This is a genomic window from Streptomyces sp. NPDC006529, assembly GCF_040611795.1.
Lineage (GTDB): Bacteria > Actinomycetota > Actinomycetes > Streptomycetales > Streptomycetaceae > Streptomyces.
On the sequence record NZ_JBEXPB010000116.1, the window covers coordinates 1 to 2,577 of the forward strand.

The following is a 2,577-nucleotide window of genomic DNA, read 5'->3' on the forward strand; positions in this document are numbered from 1 at the left end:
AACGCCACCAGATGATGCGCCAACCGGTTCGCCCGCTCCTCCAACTCCCCGTACGTCACCCACTCGTCACCGAACGACACCGCCACCGCATCCGGTGACAGCGCGGCCCGGTCGGCCACCCATCCGTGGATGGTCCCGGCCGGAGCCTCCACCCCGCCCGAGGCGTTCCACTCCCGCACCACCCGGTCGAATTCCCCCGCGGTCAGCAGCGGGAGGTCCGCCACCGCCCGGTCCGGGTCCGCGGCGACGCCGTCCAGCAGCACGTTCAGGTGCTCGCCGAAGCGGGCGATGGTGCCGGCGTCGAACAGCTCGGCGCTGTACTCGACGAGCGCCCGCAGACCGCCCTCGTACTCCTCGAACTCCAGGGTCAGGTCGAACAGCGCGGTGTCCCGCTCCAGCCGGTAGTCCGTGACCTCGACCCCGCCCAGCGAGGGGTGCGCGCCGGGGGCGTTCTGGAGCACCACCATGGCCTGGACGAGCGGCGTGCGGCTGGTGTCGCGCTCCGGCTGGAGGGCCTCCACCAGGCGCTCGAAGGGCACCTCCTCGTGCGCGAACGCGTCGAGGACGGTCTCCTTCACCTGGTCCAGGACCGCCCGGAAGGGCATGTCCGGCTCGATGTGCGACCTCAGGACGACGGTATTGACCAGGAAGCCGATCAGCTGCTCCAGGTCGCCGTTCCCCTCGCCCTGCCCGCGCCCGGCGGACGCGGTGCCGACCGCGATGTCCTGCTGGCCGGTCCAGCGGGCGAAGACCGTCTTCACCGCGGCCGTCAGGGCCATGTAGAGCGTCGCGCCCTGTTCGCGGGCCAGCTCCTTGAGCGCGCCGAGCGTGGCCGCCGGTACCTCGAACCCGTGGACCGCGCCGGCCGAGGAGCGCACCGTCGGCCGCGGCCGGTCGGTGGGCAGTTCCAGCGGTTCGATGCCCGCGAGCCGCTCGCGCCACCAGCCGAGCTGCTCCTCCAGGAGACCGCCGTCCACCAGCCGCTCGCGCTGCCAGGCGGCGAAGTCCGGGTACTGCACCGGTACGGCGGCCAGCTCCGCCGGGCGGCCCTGCGTGCGGGCCGCGTACAGCTCGCCGAGCTCGCGGGCGGCGACGCCCATCGACCACCCGTCCGTGACGATGTGGTGCATGCCGAGCACGCACACGTGCTCCTCGGCGGCCGACCCGGTCATCCGGACGAGCAGCACGCGCACGAGCGGGCCGTTCTTCAGGTCGTACGGGCGGACCAGTTCCGCCTGCGCCAGCTCCCGCAGCTCCTCCTCGGTCCCGGCCTCGGCCGCCTGCCACTGGGGCTCCAGCACGGGGTGGACGATCTGCACACCCTGGCCGTCGGCCACGTCGAAGGTGGTCCGGAGCGCCTCGTGGCGCGCCGCCAGGTCACCGACGGCCGCGCGCAGCGCGGCGGCGTCGAGCGGTCCGGTCAGCCGCAGGGCGGTGGCCGAGTGGTATTCGGTGCTGCCCTCGTTGAAGTCCTCCAGGAACCACAGGCGCTGCTGTCCGAAGGACATCGGCAGCAGGCCGTCCCGCGGCGCCACCGGAATCCCGGGGGCCGCCCCGGCCTGCGCACCGGAGCCATCGGGGGCCACGGCGGCCGCCAGTTGCGCGACCGTCGGAGCCTCGAAGAGCAGGCGCGGGGAGAGACTCCCGCCGAGGGCCCGCCGGGCCCGCGACACGACCTGGATGGTCAGGATGGAGTCGCCGCCGAGGTCGAAGAAGTTGTCGTGGACGCCAACCCGCTCGACACCGAGCACGTCGGCCCAGATACCGGCCAGGATCCGCTCGGTCTCATCGCGCGGGGCGGTGTACTGCGTGCCGAGCTGCTCGGCCTGGACCTCGGGCGCGGGCAGCGCCCGCCGGTTCACCTTCCCGCTCGGGGTGAGCGGGAGCCGGTCCAGCGTCACGAACACCGCCGGCACCATGTAGTCCGGCAGGGTGGCCGCCAGGTGGGCCCGTAGCTCCGCGAGGGGCACGACGGTGTCCGTGACGACGTACGCGACGAGCCGCTTGTGGCCGTCGGTGCCCTGGTGGGCGGTGACGACCGTCTCCCGGATCAGCGGGTGGCCGACCAACGCCGTCTCGATCTCACCCAGTTCGATGCGGAACCCGCGGATCTTCACCTGGTCGTCCGCACGCCCCAGATACTCCAGCGTGCCGTCCGCCCGCCACCGGGCCACATCGCCCGAGCGGTACATCCGCTCTCCCGGCTCACCGAACGGATTCACCGGGAACCGCTCCTGCGTCAGCTCCGGACGATGCAGATACCCGCGCGCCAGACCACCACCCGCAACATGGATCTCACCCGCCACACCCACCGGAACCGGCGCACCCCGCTCGTCCAACAGCAGCACCCGGTAACTCGGCAACGGACGCCCCGCCGGCAACCGGCCACCCGCCACCACATGCGCAGCCGTGATCTCCTGATACGTCACATGCACCGTCGTCTCGGTGATCCCGTACATGTTCACCAGCCGCGCACCGGATTCACCGAACCGCTCGAACCAGCCCAGCACGTGCTTCGGCTCCAACGCCTCCCCACCGAAGATCACCCACCGCAGATCCGGCAGCACCTCACCCGCA

General features: G+C 72.3%; 1 protein-coding gene. It reads right to left on the reverse strand.

Annotated elements, in window-relative coordinates; genetic code table 11:
* On the reverse strand, window positions 1-2,567 hold a 2,567-nt coding region (locus ABZY31_RS31160), incomplete at its 3' end, for a condensation domain-containing protein (protein WP_356417038.1).
* Window positions 2,568-2,577 lie beyond the last annotated feature (10 nt).